The sequence below is a fragment of the Psychrobacter sp. NPDC078929 genome (genome assembly GCF_050267985.1).
Lineage (GTDB): Bacteria > Pseudomonadota > Gammaproteobacteria > Pseudomonadales > Moraxellaceae > Psychrobacter.
On record NZ_JBNNFX010000006.1, the window covers coordinates 13,529 to 31,434 of the forward strand.

Genomic DNA, 17,906 nt, shown 5'->3' on the forward strand with positions numbered 1-17,906 from the left:
GTCCTTCCTTTTATAAGTAGATTAAAAAATAGCTTATAAACAGTCTTCGTAATCATAGGCTGATATACGAGGATCATTTTTGTAGCTTTCATTGCCACATAAGAATTTATCGAAACGGGTATCACCGTTAATATAACGCTGCATCCATGCAATAGCAGGCTTACTCAGTAGCTTCTCGTTAAAACGATGACTGGCACAGAAATGACTGCCGTTGTTAATCTCGACCTTCATTTTTGGACCGTCAGATTTTTGATAAAAAGTATTGGTATATTTTTTATTCGGGGCGATACGGTCATTTTCACAAGCGATGAATAGAGCAGGCGTATCCATCGCACCATAGTTTTTATCGTGATAGGGCGTTTGTGCAATGATGGCTTGCACCGTATTGCGCTCAGTTGCCAATCGTAGCGCACCGCCGCCGCCCATTGACCAGCCAATCGCGCCCAAACGATTTGGTTCTATCATATGACCTACTGTTTCATCAGCGATGAGATGATCGAGAGCCGCGCTCAATTGCTCAGCACGGCTATCTGGATTATCGTAAATAGAGCTAGTATTAATAGTAATAACGACAAATCCCCAAGAGGCTAAACGCGGTCCCCACCATTTGATAGAAGACTCATAAGACACGTAACCTGGCACCACCGCGATACCACCTAGTAGACCACAGTTAGCAGCATCCGTTGGATAGTGTATAGTGCCGCCACCAAAACCATTGGCAGATTGGCGATTCACGTGCTTGGACTTTACAGAAAACGGACCGTTATCACGTGTTTTTGTGAGCTCAGTAGCAGTGATAGCGTCATCCTTTATACAGTCTAATGCCGCTAGTGAGTTTGTAGAGTTAAATGTCGATAAGACTGGATTAAGGCTTTTAACGCTAGTTTCTGAAACAGTTATTTCTGCTACAGCCATCGTAGAGAAAACCAATGTACTCATCGCGATAATAAGTTTTAAAAGCACCATATTTTTCATCATTGTAAATCGTATTCTCAAAGGTTGTGGGGTCGTGCACGTCTCTAGGCTAAAAAAGATAGACGCAGGTAGTGATTGTTAACTGTCAACGTCATCAATCGTTAAAGCAGTTAAGTACTTAACAAGTGCGCAAATAGCATCTAACCATACTATCCTGTATATGCAATAAACGTAACGTTGATCTTGACCTCGTGAGTCGAAAACTGTCTTTACCGTCTCAAGTCGAAATATGATTCCTAGTCAAGTTTTTCTACGATAATCTCGAACCCGAATAAAGAATCTATCAAGAGGCAATAACACTTTTAAACCTGAGTATATTGGTGAGTGTGCTACCATAATTGGCTTGTCATTATGATGAACATTTATCGTTTAATAATGGTGCTTTTGCTTATACATTGAGCAAAAATCACCGTTATTCCTCTCTATCATCCACGCCAGTGACGGTTATTATTTACAGTCATGGTATAACCAATATAGTCAGATCCCCTGTGAATAATTCTAAAGATCAGATCCAAGATATAACAGCTGTGCCACCTGTCACCTCCAATCATTCAACATCGTGGATATTGAAGCTCACAATTGGCCTAATAGGTATGTTTGCTTTTTTGCAAGTGTATTCTATTCAGGCAGTACTACCGGTCATGATGGTGGACTTTGCTGCGACTGAAGTACAGGCTGGCATGATTGTTGGTGCCACTGTGTTGGCAATTGCGATTATGTCACCATTTCTAGGCATGCTCTCAGATGCAGTCGGGCGCAAGTCGTTTATCGTTGGTGCTTTATTGTTTTTGGCGATACCAACAGCGCTCATCGCCCAGAGCTCGAGCATTGAATGGGTCGGCATTTGGCGTTTTATGCAAGGATTGTCCGTACCGGGTATTACGGTGGTGACAATTGCCTATATCGGTGAGGAGTTTGAGGGACGGGCAATGACTGAGCTGATGTCCTTTTATGTGTCAGGATGTGTGCTTGGCGGCTTTATGGGTCGGTTCTTGTTGGGGCATTTGCATGAGCTGATAGGCTGGCGTCATGGTTATTATGTAATGACGGCAATGACCTTGCTAGGCGCGATATGGGTCGGCAAGATGCTACCTTCGTCTCGTCACTTTGTGGCCAATCCTAATTTCCGCTCAGCGATACAGACGCTGGGTGAGCATGTCACCAATCGCTATGTGGTAACAGCATGTCTGCTTGGCGCTTGCGTGCTATTCTCCCTTGTAGGCTGCTTCACTTTTATCAACCTACATTTGGCAGATAAGCCTTATGAGCTTGGTACTGGTGCGCTCGCCAATATTTTTGCAGTATATTTGCTTGGTGTTATTATCACGCCATTATCTACGACATTGCTACGCCGATTTGGATCGGCGCGTACAGTACGAGTGGCTATCCTCGTATCTCTGGTTGGGGTGTTATTGACTCTGGTCACGCCATTATGGGGGGTGATTATAGGACTGGCTATTATGTCGTCAGGTGTATTTATCACACAGTCAGCGACTATCAGCTATATCGCGGTCAATGTGAAAAAAGGTCGTTCATTAGCTTCGGGTCTATATTATATGGGCTACTATACAGGCGGTACGCTAGGGGCATGGCTGGGTGGCATAGCTTATGCGCGAGGGCAGTGGTCTCTTACCGTATGGTTGTTATTGTTTGTGCAGGTACTGGCGTTATTAATAGCCAGTTTTGGAATGATTAAAACCACAGTACGGGCAAAGTGATTGGCTGTCTTATGTAGCATAGGTCTGCCATCTTATGATACTTAATGTAAGACCGCTTTACACAGCGCCGCTTTTTTCTTACTATCAATAACGATGTTAGGGTCTGTTGAACATTCAAATATTAGGGCTGCTGATTGCTAAAGGTGCACCAAACGAGGCGCAAGCCGACGATAATGTCGAGACCTTAGCTAGGTTTGCAACAACGTTTGGGGTGATTTTAGTATCAGCCTTTCAGGGCAGTACTATTTTTTGCCAGTATATGGTGAAATTGTCTAACCTAGAATGACTAGGCGTCAAAAATTGCACTGCATATTGTCTAAAAAATAGTGACTGCCAGCACCACATTTGAATGTTTAACAGACCCTATTATTATAAAAATTAAAATGGTTAGCGCAGTAGATTTTATGCCGCTATTAACTTGATTATTATTGTTATTTATCCCTTATAAGTACGACAAACAAGGAAGTCAAATCTATGTCAAACATTTATTACAGTGCACCATCTGCCTACGATTATCCACTACTGGTCAAGCAGTTATTAAGCCGTGCAAAAACGGTATCGCAAGATCAAGAGATTGTGTATGCGGACAAAAAGCGCCTGACTTATAAAGAGTTGTTTGAGCGTATCAATCGTTTGGCCAACGTATTGGCAGACCTAAAGCTTGATGCAGGTGATGTGGTTGCCGTGATGGATTGGGACAGTCATCGCTATCTTGAGTCTTATTTTGCCGTACCAATGTCAGAGTACGTTTTACAGACTGTCAATATCCGTCTATCGCCTGAAAAAATCCTTTATACCATCAACCATGCCAAGCCTAAAGTACTCATGCTCAACTCTGAGTTTGCGCCATTGGTGAAAGACTATCAGTTTGAGAACTCAAGCATTGAGCATATTATCTGGCTTGATGACAACGGTGTCACTGCTGAAGGTATCTTTGGTAGCAACCAAAGCCGTGTCACAGGCGAGTATGAAGCGCTATTAGAAGCTGCCAATAGCGAATTTGATTTCCCAGATTTTGATGAGAACACCATCGCGACGACTTTTTATACGTCAGGCACAACAGGTGATCCAAAAGGGGTCTTCTTTAGCCATCGTCAGCTAGTGCTACATACCCTAGCAGAAGCGGCAACTTTGGGTATGTTGCCTGATAAGCAAGGCGTAAGCTATGGTGATGTCTATATGCCGATGACGCCAATGTTCCATGTACATGCATGGGGTTTTCCGTTTACAGCAACGATGGTCGGTCTAAAGCAAGTCTATCCAGGTCGTTATGCGCCTGATACGTTGATGGACTTAATTGTCAATGAAAAGGTCAGTATCACCCATTGTGTACCAACGATTTTGCAAATGGTACTCAAAGAAGCACAAGATCGCGATGCCAGCTTTAATGGTCTAAAAATGATTATTGGTGGTTCAAGGTTGACCGAAGGTCTAGCAAAAACGGCGATGGCCCAAGGTATTGAAGTTTACACAGGCTATGGAATGTCAGAGACCGCCCCGCTTATTAGCTTAACGGGTTTTAGTCTCGATGAGCCTGAAATGACAGAGGAAGAAGACATTGCCCGTCGTTGTATGACAGGTAAGCCCGTACTCATGGTTGACGCTCAGGTATGGGGCGAAGGCAACAAGTCAGTGGGAACTGGGCCAGAAAATACAGGTGAGCTGGTATTGCGTGCGCCTTGGTTGACCCAAAGCTATCTTAAAAACGACGACGCTGGCAAAGAGCTGTGGGAAAATGGCTATATGCATACCCAAGATATCGCTTACATACGTCCTGATGGCTATATCAAAATCACCGATCGCTTAAAGGATGTGATCAAATCAGGTGGTGAGTGGATTTCATCACTAGAGATTGAGACTATTTTATCACTACATCCGTCAGTAGCCGATGTGTCAGTGATTGGGGTGCGTGATAAGCAATGGGGCGAGCGTCCACTGGCTTTGGTGGTGCTAAAGCCTGATGCTAAGGATACTAGTGCTGATGATATCAAAGCGATTGCAGAAAAAGCGGTAGAGCGCGGTATCATTCCTAAGTATGGTGTGCCAAGCCAGTTTAAGTTCGTTGATGAGCTACCAAAAACCTCTGTTGGTAAACATGACAAAAAAGTCATGCGTGAGATGTATGCCAATCAAACTGAGATATAATTAGTATTAGTTAAATGTTCAAATATTTGTATTCGTCAAAATGTAGCACGTATTACACGCTTAATAGTTGACCTTTCCGATAGGCTCTGCTACATTTTAAACCGATACATATCGTATCGGTTTTTTAATTCTGGCAAGGATGACCAGTATTTACTAAGACATGGTTTTTTATAGTTGAAGCATTTTAGAGTTGGTAACAGCCAATTGCACGCAGACAGTGCACCGTGCGAGGTGAGTACCGTGACAACTTATTGAGTGCCTTAACTACAAAATACTATTGCCTCATTTCTCGTTTATGCTAAGGACAGCTACTATGAGCGACCATTCCCAATCCTCAGTTTCTACCCAAATGACAGACACGCCAAACTTCGCTGATATTTATCAAGAGTCCATTACGGATCGAGAGCAGTTTTGGGCTGAGCAGGCGAAGCGTATCTATTGGCATAAAGAGCCTGAACAAATTCTAGATGACAGCAATCTGCCTTTTGCCAGATGGTTTGTCGGCGGTGAGACCAATCTTTGTTATAACTGTGTCGATCGTCATCTGGTAGACCGTGCAGAGCAAGATGCTTTTGTGTGGGTGTCATCAGAGATTAATCAAGAGTTGATAGAAACCTTTCCAGCAGTTGTTGATTCGTTTAAGGATTTGGGCAATAACGTTGAGTTTTATACAGACTATACCAAGCGTCGCCTAACTTATAATGACTTGTATAAAGAAGTTAATTATTTTGCCGATGTGCTACAGCGTCACGGTATTGGCAAGGGTGACCGTGTCATTATCTATATGCCGATGATATTAGAGGCGGCTTATGCCATGCTGGCTTGTGCTCGTATTGGTGCCGTGCATTCAGTCGTGTTTGGTGGGTTTGCCGCACATAACTTGGCTATCCGTATGGACGATGCCGAAGCCAAAATGGTCATTACCGTAGATGCAGGGCTACGTGGTGGTAAGGTCGTCAATTATAAAAACCTAGTCAATCAAGGCGTCGAGCAAGCGACTGTCAAACCAGAGCATGTGCTAGTGGTCAATCGCGGTATATTGCCATTTGAAACCAAAGCGATCGATGTTGATTATGCAACCGAGCGTCGTCATAGCTGTGAGGCAAATGCAGTCGTAGAGCCAGTTTGGCTCGAGTCAAACACCCCATCCTATTTGCTTTATACTTCTGGTACTACTGGTACACCTAAAGGGGTGCAACGCGATACAGGTGGTCATGCAGTCGCGCTGACGACGTCGATAGATTATGTCTATGACGGTAAGGCTGGCGAGACGTTCTGGGCGATATCTGATATTGGCTGGGCTGTAGGACACTCTTATACGATCTATGCGCCACTGCTAGCAGGTATGACCAGTATCATGTATGAGGGCTTGCCGCATATGCCAAATCCAGGTATTTGGTGGCGTATCGTTGAAGCTAACAAAGTTAATATTTTATTCACTGCGCCCACAGGCGTGCGTATGCTCAAAAAACAAGACGAAAGCTGGATGACGCGCTACGATGTGTCCAGTGTGAAGTCGTTCTTTCTCGCAGGTGAACCGCTTGATGAATCGACGGCTAGTTGGTTGACTCAGCATCTAGGCGTACCAATTTTAGATCACTATTGGCAAACAGAATCTGGTTGGCCAATCTTGAGCCATACGCCAAAGTTCAATCATAAGCCGCACAAGCAGGGGTCACCTGGTTACCCGATGTATGGCTATGAGGCGCATGTTATCAATGAGGAAACAGGCGATCCTTGTCAGGCTGGCGAAAAAGGGTTGCTTGCGATTAAAGCACCATTGCCGCCTGGTTGTCTGACCACAGTATGGCGCAATGACGAGCGCTTTATCAGCAGTTATTTTGGTCTGTTTGACGGTCAGCAGTATTCAACCTCGGACTATGCAGTAACAGATGAAGAAGGGTATTTCTATATCTTAGGGCGTACCGATGATGTGATCAATGTCGCAGGACATCGCATAGGCACACAAGAGATTGAAGAGGCGATCAGTACGCATCCAGAGATGGCAGAGTGTGCCGTAGTGGGTATTCAAGACGAGCTAAAAGGTGAGCTACCTATTGCGTTCTGCGTCCTAAAAGATCAGACGCAAATTGAAACCACCGAAAACCGTTTCCGCATCGAGCAACAAGTAATAGGTGCTGTCGTCAAATCTTTGGGCGGTATCGCACGACCAGCTGCTATCTATTTCCCACAGGCATTACCAAAGACTCGCTCGGGTAAAATCCTACGTCGCTCAATTCGTGCGTTAGCGGAAGACCAGCCAACAGGAGACATGTCAACGCTTGACAATCCAACAGCAATCGATGCGATCAAGCAGGCGATGAAAGATTATTGATTGGTATAAATTAGCCTCATACAAAAATAGTGATGTTGTTCATCGCGTATCAAAGTCAGGTTAACTTCAAAAAGCTCATGAGCAATCATGGGCTTTTTGTTTCTAATATTTGGATAAATCCCCTTTAACAAAACAAACTTAGCGAAAATTTTGATAAAGCGCTTGACCGTAAAATTGATTTATTGTTATAGTTAATAACGATACAAAATAAATCATTTTAAAATTCAATTTTTTATGAATGTTTTATAGACAAACCCTCATTGCTTTTACTTTTCTAATAAATATCTAGGTGCCGTCACACGGTAGTCTCGCAAAAAAGATAAGGATATCTTATGCACCACGTTCAACAGCTTATCAATGGTCAGTTCGTACAATCAAACACCGACGAATGGATTGATATCACTGATCCAGCGACGCAAGAAGTCATCGCCAAAGTGCCGCAAACCACCAATGATGAGATTAACCAAGCGGTTACATCCGCACAGACTGCGTTTGCAACATGGCGCAAAACGCCAATCACCACGCGTGCGCGTATCTTTTTGAAATATCAATCTTTGATTCGCGATCATATGGATGAGCTGGCAGAAATCTTGACCGCAGAGCAAGGCAAAACGATTGCAGATGCGCGCGGTGATGTGTTTCGCGGTCTAGAAGTGGTAGAGCATGCCGCTGGTATCGCCAATCTGCAAATCGGCGACTTCGTAGAAAACGTTGCGTCAGGGGTCGATACTTATAGTATTTGGCAGCCACTCGGCGTTTGTGCTGGTATTACGCCATTCAACTTTCCAGCGATGATTCCGCTATGGATGTTCCCAATGGCGATTGCTACGGGCAACACATTTATCCTAAAACCGTCTGAGCAAGATCCGATGGTGACTATGCGTTTGGTAGAGCTAGCGATTGAAGCGGGCGTACCAGAAGGCGTGCTAAACGTAGTACATGGTGGCAAAGCAACCGTCGATGCTATCTGCGACCATCCAGATATCAAAGCCGTCTCTTTTGTCGGCTCTACTCATGTAGGCAAACACGTCTATGAGCGTGCTAGCCAATCAGGTAAGCGTGCCCAGTGCATGATGGGCGCGAAAAACCATGGTGTTATCTTACCTGATGCCAATAAAGAGCAAACGCTCAATCAGCTAGCAGGCGCAGCATTTGGTGCAGCTGGTCAACGCTGTATGGCATTATCAGTGGTCGTGCTAGTAGGCGCAGCTGGTGAGTGGATTGATGATATTAAAGCAAAAGCGGAAAGCTTGGTCGTCTCAGCTGGGAAAAATGACAAGGATTTGGGACCATTGATTTCGCCTGCTGCAAAGGCCCGTGTCGAGCACTTGATTGATACTGGGGTAGAAGAGGGCGCGAGCTTGATTCTAGACGGCCGTGGAATTACCGTTGAAGGGTTTGAGAAAGGCAACTTCGTCGGTCCAACTATCTTTGATAATGTCACAAGTGATATGCAAATTTATCAACAAGAAATCTTTGGTCCAGTACTATGTATCATGCGTGCTAACAGCTTGGACGAAGCGATTGAACTACTGAATGCCAATCCACATGGCAATGGTACGGCGATATTTACTCAGTCAGGCGCAGCCGCACATAAGTTCCAGCAAGACATTCAGGTTGGTCAAATCGGTATTAATTTGCCGATTCCTGTGCCACTTCCAATGTTCTCATTCTCAGGTTCACGTGCCAGTAAGCTTGGCGACCTAGGTCCTTATGGCAAGCAAGCCGTACAGTTCTATACTCAGACGAAGACAGTGACGGCACGTTGGTTCGATGATGAAGCGAGCCGCGGTGTTAACACGACAATTTCGATTTAATCGTCGGATTACTGTATTTTCGGTATGACGTTAATACGACTTGCGGTACTATTGAACGCAATTTGATTATCGTTATGCCGTTATCATATAGCGCTAATGTCTTATAAAATCTCTGACCAATATTTTTATTAGCGTTTTCATTGACGTTTATCTGAGATTTAAGCCCTCTATTTGATCTATAAGAACAAGGATGACCCTATGGATTTTTCATTGACCGATGACCAAGTTGCCTTTCGCCAAACGGCCCGTCAGTTTGCGCAAAAAGAGCTCAAACCGAACGCTGCTGAATGGGATTGCACCTCGCATTTCCCAGTGGACATCATCAAAAAATCTGGTGAGCTTGGCTTTTTGGGGCTATACACCAATCCAGAGTATGATGGCTTGGGCCTGCCAAGACTTGACTCAGCAATGGTATTCGAAGAGCTGGCATGGGGTGATACGTCCGTGGCGGCTTATATGAGCATCCATAATATGGCCGCATGGATGATCGGCGAATATGGTAGCGATAGCCTATGCAAAAAATATTTGCCCAATATGGTCAGCGGTGAGTGGCTTGGCAGCTATTGCCTAACAGAGCCAAACGCAGGCTCTGATGCGGCCTCACTCCGTACCAAAGCGGAGAAGCGGGGCGATCATTACGTACTGAACGGTGAAAAAACCTTTATTTCTGGCGCAGGTTCAACCGATGTATTGGTGGTGATGGCGCGTACTGGTGGTGCTGGGCCAAAAGGTGTATCAGCGTTTGTTGTAGATGCCAATAGTGCTGGTATTGAATATGGTAAAAATGAGCATAAGATGGGCTGGAAAGCACAGCCAACACGCACGATTAGTTTTAAAGATGTCAAAGTCCCAACAGAAAACCTGATAGGTGAGGAAGGCCAAGGCTTTCGTATCGCTATGAAAGGACTCGATGGTGGTCGTATCAATATCGGTATTTGCGCGGTAGGTACGGCACAAGCGGCGTTAGAGACCGCAACCAGTTATGTGCAAGAGCGCAGCCAGTTTGGTAGCCCGATTGCTAGCTTACAATCGGTACAGTTTAAACTTGCTGATATGTTGACCCAGACCATCGCCGCACGCCAAATGCTGTATCTAGCAGCTGATAAAGTTGACAACAACGATGGACAAGCGTCTACCTACTGCGCAATGGCCAAGCGTCTCTCCACCGACCTTTGTTTCGATGTTGCCAATGAAGCTCTGCAATTGCACGGCGGCTATGGTTATCTAAACGAGTATCCACTTGAGCGCCACGTACGCGATTTGCGTGTGCATCAAATTCTAGAAGGCACCAATGAGATCATGCGCGTGATTATTTCGCGTCAAGTCTTGCAAGATGAAGGGCTAAGCCAACTTCGCTAATTTATCTCGATCTACTGAAACAAGGATGTTTTATGACAGATTATACAAATCTACAGCTATCAATTAATGGCCATACCGCAACATTGACGTTGAATAACCCACCGGCACATACGTGGACGATGGACAGTCTACATGCACTTAAGCAGCTCATTACCGACCTCAATGCCAACGACGATGTCTATGCACTGATCGTGCATGGAGATGGCGAAAAGTTCTTTTCAGCGGGTGCAGATTTAAACAATTTCTCAGATGGTGATAAAGGCCGTGCCATCAGCATGGCGATTGCATTTGGCGAAGCGTTTGAGGCCCTATCTGCCTATCGCGGTGTCAGTATTGCTGTCATCAATGGCTATGCGGTGGGCGGTGGACTTGAATGTGCGCTTGCATGTGATATTCGTATCGCAGAAGCGCACGCCCAGATGGCACTGCCAGAGACAGGTGTGGGATTACTGCCCTGTGCAGGCGGCACACAGAACCTAGCTATGTTAGTAGGAGAGGGTTGGGCTAAGCGCATGATACTGTGCGGCGAGCGCGTCGATGCAGATATAGCATTGCGTATCGGTCTGGTTGAAGAGGTCACTGCAAAAGGTGAAGGTCTGCAAATCGCTCAGGACTTAGCAAAAAAAGTAGCAAAGCAATCACCCGTCGCCGTCAGTTATTCCAAGCAACTGATTCAGGCGGCTAGAGATACCCCGCCTGCGCAAAATCTTATCCATGAGCGTGAAGCTTTCGTGAAATTGTTTGATACCAACGATCAGCGCGAAGGGGTACAAGCCTTTTTAGAAAAGCGTAAACCCAATTGGCAAAACAAATAAACAGCAGTCAAAACGCTTGAGCCATTTCTATTATTTAATTTTGTAGGTCACTTTTATGACATCAGCTATGACAGCGACGAACGATACTAAACAAGAAGCACCTGTGTTATTCAATACTGAACCGACAGATTGCGGTCACTTGATTGGGATCATGACACTTAATACACCCAAATCGCTTAATGCACTCAGCGTTGATATGTGTCAATTGCTCTCAGCGCAGTTAGAGCAGTGGCAAGCGGACGAGCAAGTGGTTGCGCTTGTGTTAAAAGGTGCGGGCGACAAAGCATTCTGTGCGGGCGGTGATATTCGTAAGCTCTATGACAGTATGTCTACCAGTGCACCCATGCCAAACCCGTATGCTACTGAGTTTTTCAGTCATGAGTATCGTCTCTATCGTCAAATGCATTTTTATCCGAAACCATTAATACTTTGGGGCGATGGCATCATCATGGGCGGCGGTATGGGACTGATGGCAGGATGTAGTCATCGTCTGGTCACTGAGCGCACACGTTTTGCCATGCCTGAGGTCACTATTGGACTGTTCCCTGATGCATCTGGCAGTTGGTTTTTGCAGCGTATGCCTGCTAAGACGGGTTTGTTTTTAGGTCTAACTGGCGCGATGTGCAATGGCAGTGACGCGCTATTGGCCAATCTGGCAGAGTATGCCGTTGCCAGCCATGACTATGATGCCGTCATGCAGCGCCTCAGACAGAGCGACTGGCAGGCAGTCGATAACACGAGCGGTGCAGATAAGTGCCATAACAATAGTGCGCATAGTATTGTCAGCCGTGCGCTTGCTGAGTTGCCAGTAGCCGAACTGCCAGATAGTAAGCTTGCAATATATTGGCAACCTATTCAGCAACTAATGAATAGTGGTGGTCTGGCTGATATTGATGCGTTGCTACAAAGCGATGAAGCACTCATGCAGCTAAACCAAGACTTTGCAGAAGACAGTTGGACTCAGCGAGCAGTTGCAACCTATCGGCATGGCTGCCCAGTCACGGCTGCATTAACCTATGCGTTGTATCACAAAGTCGCTGACCTATCGATCGAACAAGTACTGTATTTAGAGACCAATGTCGCAGTACATTGCGCGGCCAATCCTGACTTCAAAGAAGGCGTGCGGGCGCTATTGATTGATAAAGATAGAAGTCCTAAATGGTCGCGCTCATTAGTAGATTGTATCAGTGTAGAAGGGCAGGCGTATATCGACCAGCATTTTGTCAATCCTTATGCAAAAGGTGAGCATCCTTTGAGCGATTGGTTAGGTAGTGACGCTTTGGGTAGTCAGTATGTCCGCTAACTGCCTAAAAGAAATTTATAACGTAAAACAGTCAGCGACTTTATAACGCTTTGAAGAATGATGCTAAGACATAAGATAGCAGCATTCATTAATAAGCAATATTCACTAATAAATACTGTTAAATAGTATGTAGCTATTGCTACATCATAAATCATCAAGGAGTGATGAGATGGGTACAAAGGATACAAGTACGATGGATAATAATAACTCTAAACCAAATATTGCCTTTATTGGGCTTGGGAATATGGGTGCGCCAATGGCAGAGAACTTATTAAAGGCAGGTTATGAGCTATCTGTCTTTGATTTGTCTGAGGTTGCAACCCAGCGCCTAGCAAAAGCAGGGGCTAGTGTCGCAAAAAGTCCTAAAGACGCTGCAAGTAATACTCAAGTCGTGATTAGTATGTTACCTGCAGGTCAGCATGTACATTCGGTGTACTTGGGTGATAGTGGCTCTAATGGGTTACTTGCAGAACTGCCAAAAGGCACGCTTGTGATTGACAGTAGTACGATTGCGGCGGCTGATGCAAGGACGGTAGCAGAGGCGGCAGATAAGCTTGGTATAGACTTCTTGGATGCACCAGTTTCTGGCGGTACAGGTGGGGCAGTTGCTGGTAGTTTGACCTTTATCGTCGGCGGCGATGATGCCGCTTTTGCTAAGGCTGAGCCAATACTTGCTGTGATGGGGAAAAATATCTTTCATGCTGGCGAGCACGGCGCAGGACAAGTCGCAAAAATTTGCAACAATATGCTGTTAGGTATTTTGATGACAGGGACGGCAGAGGCGATTAATCTAGGCGTCAAGAACGGCTTAGATCCCAAAGTGCTATCAGACATCATGCTACAGAGCTCAGGGCGTAACTGGACACTAGAAGTTTATAACCCTTATCCAAAAGTCATGGAAAACGTGCCCTCTAGCAATGGCTATCAAGGGGGCTTTATGAGCAAATTGATGCAAAAAGATCTAAACCTTGCGATGCAGACTGCTCAAGACACTGAAGTAGAAACACCAATGGGTGCCAAAGCAACAGAGTTATATGCCTCACATACTGTAGAGAATGGTGATAAAGACTTCTCTAGCATTATCGGACGTCATGATGTCTCATTATTGTCTTAAACATGATTCTCTTGACTGTCTCTCTTTTGAATGTAACCTTCTTAGACATATCAATTTTTAGGAATACCAATTCTTAAAGATACTAATATTAAGAATTTTTCGTATCATTAGTAGGTGGCATTAATTAAGAGAATGCATTTGCTAAAAAGAAAAAGGTCTACGCTAAAATCATAGCGTAGACCTTTTTTGATGGCTAATAGATAATATTAGCTTTGCAGATCGTAGACGAGCGTCTGAACGTCTTGCGCAGCTTTCTGCAGTCGTGGTACATGGGTCAATAGATCATCAAGTGATACCCGTATGGTTGGTGCATGCAGATAGAGAGAAGCCAGATAGCGTGACTTTTTGTCCAGTATAGGTACAGCCACTGCGACCATCTCAGAGATAAACTCCTCGTTATCGATGCCGATACCAGTATCAGCGATACGATCAAGCTCGGCATTTAATGCATCGATATCAGTAATGGTATTCTTAGTGAACTTATCTAGTGGTAACCCTTGTAATATTTTCATACGGCTAGTCGTAGATAATTGGCTTAGATAGAGCTTGCCAGTCGCTGTACACCACATAGGTGACTTTGCCCCGACAGGAAGATAAATCTGTAGTGGCAAGGTCGTCTGAGCACGGTTGGTATAGATCATATTCATATGATAGGGAATGCCAATACCGCAAGTTTCTTTAAGCTCATCAACCAGTTTTTGCAAAATCATCTGCCGCTCGTTAAAGAACAGTCGTTGTTGCCATAGCTCAACGCTCAAATTGCGTACGCGCTTACCAGGGATAATACTGCCACCAATATCAACAGTCAAAAAACCATCATCAACCAAGTTTTGAATCAATCTATGAATGGTCGGTTTAGGAATATCTAGCTCTTGTGAAAGCTCGAGTGGAGAAAGCGGTTTTGAAGCATAGGACACTGCTTCTATGATTTCTAGGACACGGGTAATCGACGATACTTTAGGCATATATATGACTCAGTAGGAGTAAAGAAATAGAGCAAATAGCGTCACAAGGTTTTCATAACTAAGACAAATAGTGACAATACTGACGTTCTATAACAAATCTGTTATAACAACTAATTTAGCATAATATTCGCTTGAGGCAAGCGTTAGTCGCGTTATATGAGATCATTTATATCGTTTTATTTATCGGTGTAGATTTTCTCATATAAGTAACAATAGATACGTTAACTCACAAGGCACACTATTCGGTAAGGTTAAGCCATATAACTGTCATTGATTCAAAGTGCGTTCTAGGGCGTGTCTTCATTTCAAAAATGGTGATAAAAATGAGATAAGTTGCCGTCAAACGAGGAAAATAGTGCAGATAATATCGGGATATTAACCAGCGATTTGACGATGTTTGGCAAAATTTAGCTATTTTTAGCCCATTTAGATAACTATCGAGTGAATTGAAGACACGCCCTAGATAATTATGTGGACATGTTTTGCAATACCCTTACATAAACATTAAGCAAGCGAAGTCTCATGTTTACGCTGTTTGGTTACTTTAAGGACGTTATGTAACATAAAAGCGAATTTTTGCAGATTGGTGTAGCAATTATTACAGTACCTATGCAATCTTTACATAATGGCAAATAAAAACAGCATCAGTAGGGGTGACTTTTTAAGTCAGAATTGTTTTAATCACCTCAACAAAATGATGGTTTAACAAAAGCACAATCATCGTTTTTTATGGGCGGGTTTATTTCACACTTTAGGAGAATAATTATGAAATTGATTAAATTGACGGCAATCTCTGCTGCTGTTCTAGCATCAACTGCTGCATTAGCTGCTGATCCAGTTATCGTTGTTGATAACAATGCTGCCGTTGCATATGAAGCTGAGCCAGTTGCTGTTGCTTATCAAGCAGAACCTGCTTCTTATGCATACAATGCTGACGCTGGTGTAGTAAGCAACACTACTGGCGCTGTTGTTGGTGGCACTAAAGGTTTCTTTAATAAAGTAGTAAACCCAGCATCAGTTAGCGCTGAAGTTGGTACTCTAGGTTATGGTGCGAATATCGGTTGGTCAATGAATGAGAAAACTGAACTACAAGCTGGTTGGGCAGGTGGCGATGTAGCTGACCTTTTCGGCGGTGATTTCGATGCAGACGACGTAAACTATGATGTAGATGCTGACTTTAGTAACCCATACCTAGGTGTACAATTACGTCCTACTGGTAACTGGTTCACAGTTGGTGCTGGTATCATCGTTCCAGACAACGATTTTGATGTAACTGCTAACTCTAAAGGCGGTACTTACAAAATTAATGATGTGTCATACAACGCAGATGATGTAGGTACTTTACAAGGTACTATGGAGCATCGTAACAAGCTAGCTCCTTACGCTACTATCGGTTTCCGTCCGAACATCACAAATAACTTTGGTCTATTTGGTGAAATTGGCGCAGCTTACATGGGTAAAACAGATGCTACAGTAAATGCAACTGACCCAGAAAATGTTGTGAGAGTTTCTAACGGTGTTACTGATATACCTTCTGGTCTTAATGCGGGTCAAGTTGCTAAACTTGCTGAGCAAGAGCTAGAAGACAAAGATTGGTTAGAGTGGTTGCCAATCGTTAAAGTTGGTGCAACTTACCGTTTCTAATCTAATCACAGTTTAAAGACTGTCATTAGTAGAAAATAAAAAAACGATCCTTTTTAGGGTCGTTTTTTTATGCTTAAAATAAAGTATTAAAAGATATTCTAAAAATCAGGTTTGAACTTTACTCAGAAAACTCTGCTCAAAAAACAATGACAGTTTGCTGAGATTGTAACGTGGCAATGCGGTAAACAGATTGGTAGTCCGTATCTTCACTATCATTGAGTACAGATGCAGAGTTAATCTCTCTATTATTTCTAATCAAGCTAGGAATAAGGTAGGAGTAATCCATACCCAAGCCTTGAGCTAATGTATATTGGTTCACTTTGATAAAGCTTTCTTTTATTTGCCATAACAGTTTGGCAGTGCGTTCTCGCTGATCTGTAGATAGCTCCTGTAAAATGGTCAGCTCGCTCTTTGAATAGAAACGTTTGACTACATGCCATGCAATATTATTGGTCTCTATATCAATACCAGCAGGACGCTGGCGACTGATAACAACCGCTATTTTGCTGTGTAAACGTGTAAAATTTGTCTGATTCGATTCTGTAGTTTGCTTTGAACTACTAGCTCCTGTATGGCTAAAGCATACGTAATACTGACTGTTGACGAGCCGATAGGGAAAGCTTGACTCATCCAAGGTGTCATCTATTTCTAATTTTTTAAGCAGCTCTTGCAATAGTTGCCTGACGCCTTGTCGCTGCTGCTGACGCTGTTTACGTGCTAGAGCAGGTACTGAGTGTTTAGGCACTGCTGTCGCCACCTGATAGTACCAATTTAGGCTATCAAACTTGATGATGTCTTCATACGACGTATTACATGAAGAAAACCATAATGACTTGTTCCATAAGCTTCCAGTGACTAAATGACTGATTGACTCGCTCACTTGGGCAGTCACACACCATGTCGTGGTGTCGAGTTGAGTATACTGTATCTGGGTGAGGTTAGAAGTCGGCATATATTAATAGTCATCAAAAACGATTATTGTAGAATTGAATATATAAGAATGTGTAATTATGAACGCTATGTATTTGATACATAGATAGTCATACAATAGCTATATTTAAATAGTTTATATCTAATTAACCTACTAAAAATCCAAAAAGCCCAGCAATATACTCTTGCTGGGCTTTCATTAAACTATCGAACGCTATAAATAACGCTAAATCACAATTTAGTAAGACAGCTCAGCACGACGGTTTTGTGCATACGCGTCTTCTGTGTTGCCAGCTGCTGCAGGGCGCTCTTCACCATAGCTAATCACACGGATGTTGTTTGCAGTGACACCTTGAGCAGCTAGGTAGTTACGTGCAGCTTGTGCGCGTCGCTCACCTAGTGCCATGTTATATTCACGGCTACCACGCTCATCAGTATGACCTGCAATAACGACAGTAGCTGCTGGGTTTGAATTTAGCAGGCTTACGTGTTGATTAAGGACGCTCGCTGATTGAGCAGTAATTTCACTGCTATCAAAGGCAAAGTAGACCACTGCTTGTATATTCTCAGCGCCAGTGATGACAGCGTTTGAGTTATCAACGATAACAGCACCGTTATAGCCCACTTGTCCACCTGGAATACCTAGCGGGGCAACGACAACTTCTGAGGTAGAACGCTTGGTAGCACAACCAGTGGTTAATGCAACGGCACTTGATAATAAAGCAAGAACAGCGATCTTAGAAAAACTGATTGACATGACGAGCTCCTAAAATTTTAATTAAATTT

At 43.8% G+C, this 17,906-nt stretch carries 13 protein-coding genes; 9 read left to right on the forward strand and 4 right to left on the reverse strand.

Annotated features, from left to right (window positions below; translation table 11 throughout):
• Positions 1 to 33: 33 nt before the first annotated feature.
• Positions 34 to 978, reverse strand: a complete 945-nt coding sequence (locus tag ACQKCG_RS04885) for a dienelactone hydrolase family protein (protein ID WP_101205067.1) — start codon at positions 976 to 978, stop codon at positions 34 to 36.
• 524 nt (positions 979 to 1,502) lie between these two features.
• Between ACQKCG_RS04885 and ACQKCG_RS04890 the strand changes: the two genes are divergently transcribed.
• The 8 genes from ACQKCG_RS04890 to mmsB all read left to right on the forward strand — a co-directional run bounded on the left by ACQKCG_RS04890 (position 1,503) and on the right by mmsB (position 13,581).
• Positions 1,503 to 2,693 carry an MFS transporter gene (locus ACQKCG_RS04890; protein WP_198551529.1) on the forward strand — a complete coding sequence of 397 codons (1,191 nt, stop codon included), beginning with the start codon at positions 1,503 to 1,505 and terminating at the stop codon, positions 2,691 to 2,693.
• Between the two features lie 474 nt (positions 2,694 to 3,167).
• A complete protein-coding gene (locus ACQKCG_RS04895) occupies positions 3,168 to 4,838 on the forward strand; it encodes a fatty acid--CoA ligase (protein WP_101205065.1) in 1,671 nt (556 codons plus the stop codon).
• Positions 4,839 to 5,151: 313 nt separating this feature from the next.
• Positions 5,152 to 7,173, forward strand: a complete 2,022-nt coding sequence (locus ACQKCG_RS04900) for a propionate--CoA ligase (RefSeq protein ID WP_101205064.1) — start codon at positions 5,152 to 5,154, stop codon at positions 7,171 to 7,173.
• A gap of 332 nt (positions 7,174 to 7,505) precedes the next feature.
• Entirely contained in the window at positions 7,506 to 8,990 is a 1,485-nt protein-coding gene (locus ACQKCG_RS04905; RefSeq protein ID WP_101205063.1) for a CoA-acylating methylmalonate-semialdehyde dehydrogenase, read from the forward strand.
• A 198-nt stretch (positions 8,991 to 9,188) separates the two neighbouring features.
• Positions 9,189 to 10,349 (forward strand): acyl-CoA dehydrogenase family protein, encoded by a 1,161-nt coding sequence (locus ACQKCG_RS04910; protein WP_101205062.1) that lies wholly within the window; start codon positions 9,189 to 9,191, stop codon positions 10,347 to 10,349.
• A gap of 32 nt (positions 10,350 to 10,381) precedes the next feature.
• On the forward strand, positions 10,382 to 11,164 hold the full coding sequence (locus ACQKCG_RS04915; protein ID WP_101205061.1) for an enoyl-CoA hydratase: 783 nt from the start codon (positions 10,382 to 10,384) through the stop codon (positions 11,162 to 11,164).
• 55 nt (positions 11,165 to 11,219) lie between these two features.
• Positions 11,220 to 12,467: an enoyl-CoA hydratase/isomerase family protein gene (locus ACQKCG_RS04920; protein ID WP_227522911.1), complete on the forward strand. Its 1,248-nt coding sequence runs from the start codon at positions 11,220 to 11,222 to the stop codon at positions 12,465 to 12,467.
• 169 nt (positions 12,468 to 12,636) lie between these two features.
• Complete coding sequence (gene mmsB, locus ACQKCG_RS04925) at positions 12,637 to 13,581, forward strand: 3-hydroxyisobutyrate dehydrogenase (RefSeq protein WP_101205060.1); 945 nt, start codon at positions 12,637 to 12,639, stop codon at positions 13,579 to 13,581.
• Positions 13,582 to 13,787: 206 nt separating this feature from the next.
• Here mmsB and ACQKCG_RS04930 read toward each other — a convergent pair whose 3' ends face one another.
• A complete protein-coding gene (locus ACQKCG_RS04930) occupies positions 13,788 to 14,546 on the reverse strand; it encodes an IclR family transcriptional regulator (RefSeq protein ID WP_101205059.1) in 759 nt (252 codons plus the stop codon).
• Between the two features lie 765 nt (positions 14,547 to 15,311).
• On the opposite strand from ACQKCG_RS04930, the gene ACQKCG_RS04935 reads away from it, so the two are divergent.
• Positions 15,312 to 16,190, forward strand: coding sequence for a hypothetical protein (locus tag ACQKCG_RS04935; protein WP_101205058.1), 879 nt, complete (start codon positions 15,312 to 15,314; stop codon positions 16,188 to 16,190).
• A 136-nt stretch (positions 16,191 to 16,326) separates the two neighbouring features.
• Here ACQKCG_RS04935 and ACQKCG_RS04940 read toward each other — a convergent pair whose 3' ends face one another.
• Positions 16,327 to 17,142 (reverse strand): 4'-phosphopantetheinyl transferase family protein, encoded by an 816-nt coding sequence (locus ACQKCG_RS04940; RefSeq protein WP_101205057.1) that lies wholly within the window; start codon positions 17,140 to 17,142, stop codon positions 16,327 to 16,329.
• A 216-nt stretch (positions 17,143 to 17,358) separates the two neighbouring features.
• Positions 17,359 to 17,877, reverse strand: coding sequence for a peptidoglycan-associated lipoprotein Pal (pal, locus tag ACQKCG_RS04945; RefSeq protein ID WP_101205056.1), 519 nt, complete (start codon positions 17,875 to 17,877; stop codon positions 17,359 to 17,361).
• Between the last annotated feature and the right edge of the window lie 29 nt (positions 17,878 to 17,906).

What these genes read in the sequence shown, in the direction of transcription:
- ACQKCG_RS04905 (WP_101205063.1), top strand. Translation starts at nt 7,506, where the DNA reads ATGCACCACGTTCAACAGCTTATCAATGGTCAGTTCGTACAATCAAAC.
- mmsB (WP_101205060.1), top strand. Translation starts at nt 12,637, where the DNA reads ATGGGTACAAAGGATACAAGTACGATGGATAATAATAACTCTAAACCA.
- pal (WP_101205056.1), bottom strand. Translation starts at nt 17,877, where the DNA reads ATGTCAATCAGTTTTTCTAAGATCGCTGTTCTTGCTTTATTATCAAGT.
- ACQKCG_RS04935 (WP_101205058.1), top strand. Translation starts at nt 15,312, where the DNA reads ATGAAATTGATTAAATTGACGGCAATCTCTGCTGCTGTTCTAGCATCA.
- ACQKCG_RS04900 (WP_101205064.1), top strand. Translation starts at nt 5,152, where the DNA reads ATGAGCGACCATTCCCAATCCTCAGTTTCTACCCAAATGACAGACACG.
- ACQKCG_RS04895 (WP_101205065.1), top strand. Translation starts at nt 3,168, where the DNA reads ATGTCAAACATTTATTACAGTGCACCATCTGCCTACGATTATCCACTA.
- ACQKCG_RS04915 (WP_101205061.1), top strand. Translation starts at nt 10,382, where the DNA reads ATGACAGATTATACAAATCTACAGCTATCAATTAATGGCCATACCGCA.
- ACQKCG_RS04930 (WP_101205059.1), bottom strand. Translation starts at nt 14,546, where the DNA reads ATGCCTAAAGTATCGTCGATTACCCGTGTCCTAGAAATCATAGAAGCA.
- ACQKCG_RS04920 (WP_227522911.1), top strand. Translation starts at nt 11,220, where the DNA reads ATGACATCAGCTATGACAGCGACGAACGATACTAAACAAGAAGCACCT.
- ACQKCG_RS04910 (WP_101205062.1), top strand. Translation starts at nt 9,189, where the DNA reads ATGGATTTTTCATTGACCGATGACCAAGTTGCCTTTCGCCAAACGGCC.
- ACQKCG_RS04885 (WP_101205067.1), bottom strand. Translation starts at nt 978, where the DNA reads ATGATGAAAAATATGGTGCTTTTAAAACTTATTATCGCGATGAGTACA.
- ACQKCG_RS04940 (WP_101205057.1), bottom strand. Translation starts at nt 17,142, where the DNA reads ATGCCGACTTCTAACCTCACCCAGATACAGTATACTCAACTCGACACC.